The organism is Halobacillus sp. BBL2006 (assembly GCF_000786645.1).
Lineage (GTDB): Bacteria > Bacillota > Bacilli > Bacillales > Halobacillaceae > Halobacillus.
This window is the reverse complement of sequence record NZ_JRNX01000239.1, coordinates 1-7,291: the sequence shown is the minus strand read 5'-3', so window position 1 is coordinate 7,291 and position 7,291 is coordinate 1. Positions and strand designations below refer to the sequence as shown.

At 39.5% G+C, this 7,291-nt stretch carries 7 protein-coding genes; 1 reads left to right on the top strand and 6 read right to left on the bottom strand.

All coding sequences use genetic code 11. From position 1 onward, the window contains the following. From LD39_RS08060 to LD39_RS08050, 3 genes are all read right to left on the bottom strand, one after another. The coding region (locus tag LD39_RS08060) for a BCCT family transporter (protein WP_035545000.1) at nt 1-1,581 on the bottom strand (1,581 nt) is incomplete at its 3' end. A gap of 376 nt (nt 1,582-1,957) precedes the next feature. Continuing rightward, the gene (locus LD39_RS08055) at nt 1,958-2,212 is read right to left on the bottom strand and encodes a hypothetical protein (protein ID WP_035544997.1); all 255 of its coding nucleotides are present in this window, start codon (nt 2,210-2,212) and stop codon (nt 1,958-1,960) included. A gap of 115 nt (nt 2,213-2,327) precedes the next feature. Continuing rightward, nucleotides 2,328-2,750, bottom strand: coding sequence for a hypothetical protein (locus LD39_RS08050; protein ID WP_035544995.1), 423 nt, complete (start codon nt 2,748-2,750; stop codon nt 2,328-2,330). Between the two features lie 223 nt (nt 2,751-2,973). On the opposite strand from LD39_RS08050, the gene LD39_RS08045 reads away from it, so the two are divergent. After that, complete coding sequence (locus tag LD39_RS08045; protein ID WP_035544993.1) at nt 2,974-3,474, top strand: cupin domain-containing protein; 501 nt, start codon at nt 2,974-2,976, stop codon at nt 3,472-3,474. Nucleotides 3,475-3,534: 60 nt separating this feature from the next. Here the strand turns inward: LD39_RS08045 and LD39_RS08040 are convergent, their stop codons facing one another. The 3 genes from LD39_RS08040 to LD39_RS08025 form a co-directional block, all read right to left on the bottom strand. Then, a complete protein-coding gene (locus tag LD39_RS08040; protein ID WP_035544990.1) occupies nt 3,535-3,960 on the bottom strand; it encodes a GNAT family N-acetyltransferase in 426 nt (141 codons plus the stop codon). Nucleotides 3,961-4,022: 62 nt separating this feature from the next. Further along, nucleotides 4,023-5,597 carry an acyl-CoA synthetase MbcS gene (mbcS, locus tag LD39_RS08035; protein ID WP_035544989.1) on the bottom strand — a complete coding sequence of 525 codons (1,575 nt, stop codon included), beginning with the start codon at nt 5,595-5,597 and terminating at the stop codon, nt 4,023-4,025. 472 nt (nt 5,598-6,069) lie between these two features. Continuing rightward, entirely contained in the window at nt 6,070-6,918 is an 849-nt protein-coding gene (locus LD39_RS08025; protein ID WP_035544983.1) for a YitT family protein, read from the bottom strand. Nucleotides 6,919-7,291 lie beyond the last annotated feature (373 nt).

The window sequence follows — 7,291 nt, the reverse complement described above, 5'->3', positions numbered from 1 at the left end:
TTTCTTTTTATTTTTACGCTTTTTCCAACGTTCGATGTGAATCGTACTTGGCTGATAATCGTCTGAAGCCCGTATATCCGTGTTCGAAGCCTTCATGAAGGACCAGGCTAATAAGAACATGATAAAGATTAATGGGAACCCTCCAACGATACTAGCTGTTTGTAGCGTGTCCAGTCCTCCTAGGAACATAAGCGCTAAAGGCATTAGGCAGAGAGCGAATGCCCAGAAAAGACGGTTCCATCGTAAGGGCTCTCCTTCAACATTCTTCTGAACAACAGAAGCAAGAATGTAGGAAGAAGAATCAAATGTTGTCGCTAAGAAGATAATCGCTAATACAGTAAAGACCAGCACCATGAACTTCGCAAGCGGAAGCTGATTGATAATCTCAATGATTGTGGCTGGTGCCCCATTATCACTCATGAAAGTGACTACATCCAATCCTCCCGACAGCTGCAGGTACAAGCCGAAGTTCCCCATGATTCCGAAGAAAAGGATACATCCGACGGTACCATAAATGATCGTACCTAAAATCATCTGGCGTATCGTTCGTCCTCTAGAAATTCTTGCAACGAACAATCCGACAAATGGTGCATACACAAGCCACCATGCCCAGTAGAAGATCGTCCAGGACTCTGGAAAGCCTGTTTCTTCAAATTGCGCGAAATTACCAAATGGCTCCAACCATGTCGCCATTTTGAAGAAATTGTCCACCATGATTCCCAGTCCATTAATCGTCGTTTCACTGATGAATAAAGTTGGACCAAATATAAAGACGAAAACTAAAATAAATATCGCCAGCCAAATATTAATATCACTGAGTACTTTGATTCCGCGCTTTAATCCGGAATAGGCACTGATAGCGAAGATCAAGGTACAAAGAAGCATAATGGCTGCTTTCATTCCGAGGTTTGCTGGAAGACCAGTCAAATCTTTCACACCTTCAGCAATCATCGGAGTTCCAAGGGCTAAAGTCGTTCCAGCCCCTCCAAGTAATCCGAACATAAATAACACATCAATAACATTTCCCAAAGGACCGTCCACAGAGTCTCCGAGCACCGGACGAACAGCTTCACTTACCTTAAGTACAGGTTTTTTCCGCACATAATAAAAGTACGCGATAGGCAAGGCTGGTAACGTATAAATGGCCCAGGCGATCGGACCCCAGTGGAAAATACCATAGGCGGTTGACCAACGGATTGCCTCTTTCGACTCAGGAGTCAAGCCAAACGGTGGTCCCTGATAATAATATGCCCACTCAATGACACCCCAGTAGAGGATACTTGAACCTATTCCAGCCGCAAATAACATTGCCGCCCACGAGAATGTATTGAATTCAGGTTTTTCTCCTTCGTCCCCAAGTTTGATTGAACCATTCTTACTGAAGGCTACATAAATTAAAAATGCCAAAATAACGATTCCCATAATCATGTAAAGAGCACCAAAATTCCCTGTCATGAACGTGTTCGCCTGTGAAACGAACTCCTTTCCTGCTTCAGGAAATATAATTAGGGGCAGAGTTACTCCTAAAAGTAAAACCAAAGCGCCGATAAACGTCGGCCAGTCAATTAATCTTGTCTTCATTTCAAAATCATCCTTTCTTCGACCTAAGTTCTTTTTAGTTTGTACGTATTTCATAAGTAAATGCAGTGTTCGAGGATTTAATCTGGGGAGGTGTCCTTAAGAGCACAAAGCCCATTTTAACAATTGTATAGACAGGGGACAAATCGTCTATGTATAGGTGATACCCTATTTAATATGAAAATATATCTTCAACCGAAAAAAAGACACAAATCTTGTCATATATCGACAAAATACTAGTAATGTGCCTCATTTGCTTTAAAAACAAAGCTGGACATAGTTAAACCATGGTAAACCTTAAGAAATGAGATATCCCTATAAAAAACCGGGAACAGTGGAAATTTCACATGCTCCCGGTTTCATAAACCGACATTTATACCTATATGAAGAAAAGCCATGGAAGGATCATAGGAATCATAATGATGATAGTGACAATAAGCCAGGCGCTAGGATTGTCACTTTTCAACTGTTTCCAATATGACATCCCCCATGCCATGATCAGCAATAGAGTCACAATGATACTGCGCAAATGAAGTTCTCCATCTTTATTGTTCATAAAGATGTACACAGCCCCCTCTGCGATGATCAATATCCCTACTAACACATTGAATACATGGGTGAATAATTTACTCATCTATTCCACTCCTCTAAGAGTAGGTTTACTGTAATGAATATCCTTTCCAAGTATAGTACATTCTTATCCGTTTTTGAATAAAAGAAACCCAGCCAATCCCCTCTCCCTGGCTGAGTCAATATTGATTAAGTAAGTTTTCAAGATTAGTGGTCATTTCACGCGTAGGTCGATCACGTCTTAGAACTCTCCAATGATTTTCGTATATGTAGACCTCTAACAGAGTCGTGCTTCGACTAGATAATTTTAAAGCTCCCTGCACATCGCTTTTTATCTCTGTTTCATCAGCTTTAGGAGAATTTTTCAAAGCATCTAACAAGTTTCTTATTTCCTTCTCTTTATCAATCTGAGTGGTCTTTCTATGTTCATCAAGATTCACATAGGTCATAGTCAACGGACGCTCATAGTCCAGCCAATCATAAGGAGTTACGGAATCCTGATTAAATACGACCGGGTTGAAAAAATAACGATGGTCCATATAAAAGACTGCAGCTAAAATAATCACGCCTACTCCCAATAGGTAAATAAATTTCTTCGCCATATTTTCCACCTCATTAATCACTTTCAATCCTGCTAAATTAGGTATTAAACGGATAAATGATAGATAATATTTGTTTAAACTTTATAACATTCTTTTATTAATAGCGCTCTATATAATTATACGAATGAAGAATAGGAATAGTTTCATGATTATACAAAAAATGTTTATTCTCTATTTCTCTAGGTAATGTTTTAAGAGAGAGTAATGAGGAAGGTGGATATGTATGAGTGATACATTTGTAAGTTTTGTTTTTGACGATGATGGTTACTTCCCTAACCATCCTTATTTACCTGCAATGATCTACCGGCAATTCTTGAAAGGAACGATTGACGATTATGAAAAATTATTGCGTGAAAATCGATGGTCCAATACATGGGTGGGAGATATTTTCTATTATCATCACTACCACAGTCGAACACATGAAACCCTTTCTGTTTTGCAGGGAGCGGCGACGCTGATTCTTGGAGGACCAAACGGTAAAGTGGTTGACGTTGAACAGGGAGATGTACTAATTCTACCAGCAGGAGTCGCCCATAAAAATCAAGGAGCCACCGAGGACTTTCAAGTGATGGGAGCTTATCCTTTCGGTGAGTCTTTTGATTTGAAAACAGGAGAAAAACATGAGTATGAACAAGCATTAAAAGAAATACCTAAAGCCTTGTTTCCAAAAGCGGATCCTGTGTTAGGCGAAAATGGTACGCTTATGGAAGTATGGAACTCTTGAATAAAAATAAGATGAAAACCACAAGCTGTCTGTCCACAATAAACTAGGACAGACAGCTTGTTAAATTTTCTTATAAAATCCGATGGCACTCCCGGTGAATCCATAATGCTTATAGATTTCGTGTGTGTCTTCCCTTTCGCTACGGTTTCCGCTATTCAGCATGAGCGTTTTTGCATTTCTGAATTTTGCCCACGTTTCAGCTTGTTCCATTAATGCCCTGCCAATTCCTTCTCCTTGCTTGCTCTCATCTACCACAAAGGCGATCACCCGGACATGCGGATCGTCTGTATGATAAGCTACACTGTAAGTCATTCCAATCATCCCCACACATTCTTTCTCTTCTTCAAATACATAGGTCATATAATCATCATGTTGAAGAATAGTATGCATACGTTTGTACATTTCTTCTTCTTTAGATGGGTAGCCTAACGTCTTCATAAGCCTTGATAAATCTGCTGCATCTTTCTTTTCTGCTGCCCTGATCATTATTATCCCTCCTTTAAAAAAGACTTGCAGGTAAGCATCCCTGCAAGTCTTTTTTAAGAACTTTACTGTTTAGCTTTTTCCTGCTTTCGAAGCTCCACCCTCCGGATTTTACCTGATGTGGTTTTAGGAAGTTCATCGATGAATTCTACCTTCCTCGGATATTTATAAGGAGCTGTCAGTTCTTTCACATGGTCTTGAAGTTCTTTGACAAGTCCTTCACTTTTCTCATAACCATCTTGCAGCACGATGAACGCTTTGACGATATTCCCTCTGACTTCATCAGGGCTTGCCACCACGGCACATTCCTGAACGGCCGAGTGTTTCACAAGTGCATCTTCTACTTCAAATGGACCTATAGTATAGCCGGAGCTAATGATGATATCATCACTTCGTCCTTCAAACCAAAAATAACCGTCTTCATCCTTAGTCGCCTGGTCACCCGTCACATAATAATTTCCACGCTGGGCCATCTTCGTCCGCTCAGGATCCTTAAAGTACTCCTTGAATAACGCAGGTGTATCTAGATGTACAGCGATATCCCCTACTTCTCCAGCTTCTACCGGTGCCCCCATTTCATCAATGATTTCTACCTGGTTGCCAGGAGTAGGACGTCCCATTGATCCTGGACGTACTTCCATATCCTTCATAATTCCGACAAGTAGAGTGTTTTCCGTCTGCCCATAACCGTCACGAACTGTTACATTGAAATGATTTCTGAAAGTATCGATCACTTCCCTATTCAAGGGTTCGCCAGCTGAGACAGCACTATGAAGTCCTGACAATTTATACTCATCAAGATTATCAACTTTGGCCATTAAACGATATTCTGTTGGCGTACAGCACAACACGTTAACATCATGCTGATCCATAAGGCTCAAGTACTTTTTAGGATCAAATTTACCTTGATAAACAAGGCCTTTAGCACCTGTCCCTAATACAGATAAGAAAGGGCTCCATATCCACTTTTGCCAACCAGGTCCTGCTGTAGCCCAAACGGTATCACCATCTTGAATGGCAAGCCATTTATCGGCTGCTGTCTTTAAGTGTGCAAACCCCCAGCCATGTGTATGTACGACTCCTTTAGGATTTCCTGTTGTCCCGGATGTATAGGATAAGAAAGCCATATCTTCCCTGCTCGTATCAGCTAATTCGAGAGTTTCATCATAATCCTCCATAAGGGCATCTAAATCCTGCCAGCCTTCTTTAGAACCTCCAACAGAAAATTTATGCAGCTGATCCAGCTCCTTAACTCCGTTAAACTGATCGGTAAATGGATGATAACTTACCACTGCACGTACCTCTCCATGATTAATTCGATACTGCAAATCCTTCGTTCTTAACATTTCAGAGCTAGGAATGACGACCAGCCCTGCCTTCAATGCTGCGCTATACACTTGATAGGCCTCTATTAAGCGTGGAATCATCACAAGTACTTTGTCACCTTTTTTAAGGCCACTGCCCAAGAAAGCGTTTCCAATTTTGTTCGCATCGCTTATGAGCTGATCGTATGTAATCTCTTTCTGATCGCCGGACTCATTCAACCATAATAAAGCTTTTCGATTCCCATCTCCGACATATTTCTCAACCTCTGACATTACATTATACTTTTCGGGAGCAATCAATTCTTCACGGTCCATTTTCTTTGCCTCCTCTAAAATTGAGCGACTGTTCAGTTTGTAGCATCATCATTATAACAAATTTTCTAAATTATTTAAATACTTTTTGTTTCATAAGGGCAATACTATTGAATAATGTAAATTGACAGATAATTTAAACATCATGTAAGATAAAATAAACCGAAATTGAGGAAGTGTTCTCATGCGAGTAAGAACGAAGACAATACCGAACCTTTTACTACTGCTGTCGTTCATGATCTTGCTTTTGTTTTTGATTATTTCATTCTTCACTAAAAACTACAATTATTCTGTAGCGTCCTTAGTTACAATAGGACTTATTAATACTTCGATGTTATTCGGAATGTTTCCTATAAGATCAGCTCAAAAAAATAGAAAGAAAGCCATCAGAATTCGTAAATTCTGATGGCTTTCTTTCTTTAAACGTTCAACTTTTTATCATCCAAGGCTTTTCCAGAACAAAGGTTCAAAATGATTAGGCCAGACGCTTAAAGTTCTCACCAAGAATCTCATTCATGGAATGTACAGTAATAAACGCCTGTCTGTCTACATTTGTCATATATTTTTTTAGTCGAGTATAATCTTTACGGTTCAAAATAGTCGTAATAACTTCTTTATCTTCTTGATTAAATGCGCCTTTCGCATGGTGAATCGTAGCTCCACGCCCTAATTGGTGAACAATAAAGTTCCGTACTTGTTCACTCTCCTGGCTAATAATGACAATCTCTTTATTATTATCAAATTGCTGCAGCGTGTAGTCAATCACTAAACCATTCAAAATGACACCAAAGAAGGCATACATACCAACAGCTGGACCGAAAATGAAAATAGAAGAAACAGCAATGGCGATATCAGAGAATAATACACCTTTTCCTACATCAACAGAAAAGTATTTATGAAGAATCATTGCAATAATGTCAGTTCCACCTGTAGAGGCTCCCTGATGAAATACTATGGCCATACCGGATGCAGCGATAATTTGACCAATAATCAACTGAATAAGGATGTCATTACTCAATGCCTCTTGCATAGGAAAATAGGTTTCAAGACCCCAAACCATAAAAGATAATGCAAAACTTGCATAGATCGTTTTGGCACCAAATTGGAATCCTAAAAAGATAATACCGACGACAAACAAGATAATGTTCAAGATGAGCATGATCAACCCTAAGGATAGATCAGGCATTACTTTATTCAAAACGATGGAAAGACCACTCACTCCACCTGTTGCTAAATCGTTCGGAGATAAGAAGAAATGGACGTTAACCGCCACCGCCAGAGCTCCGATATTCATTAGTAGAAATGACCATAATTTCTTAAGCATCAGAAAACCTCCTTCTTTCGAAAATTGCAAGATTGTGTCGAACAAATTTTTAGTACAATCGGGATTATAGAGCCCTTATGAGCGTTTGTAAACAGGTTTGCATGTAAAAAAATATTTTATTTTTTGTAAGCGATTGAAGGCTTAATATTCACATAATTCACCGAATTGTTATTCTTTATTTTATTGAGTACGGTACACGCTATTTTATAGTTTAAATAAATGAGGACCAATTAGAATATTATAGCTATTCAACAAACGTGCAGTATTCTGTAAGACTCAATTTCGAGAGGTTTGTCAGCCTGTTTCCTTTTCTTGGGGCAGAATTGGAGGACCTGGAAATCACTCGCTTTCCGTGGGCATGTGGTGAGCTTCC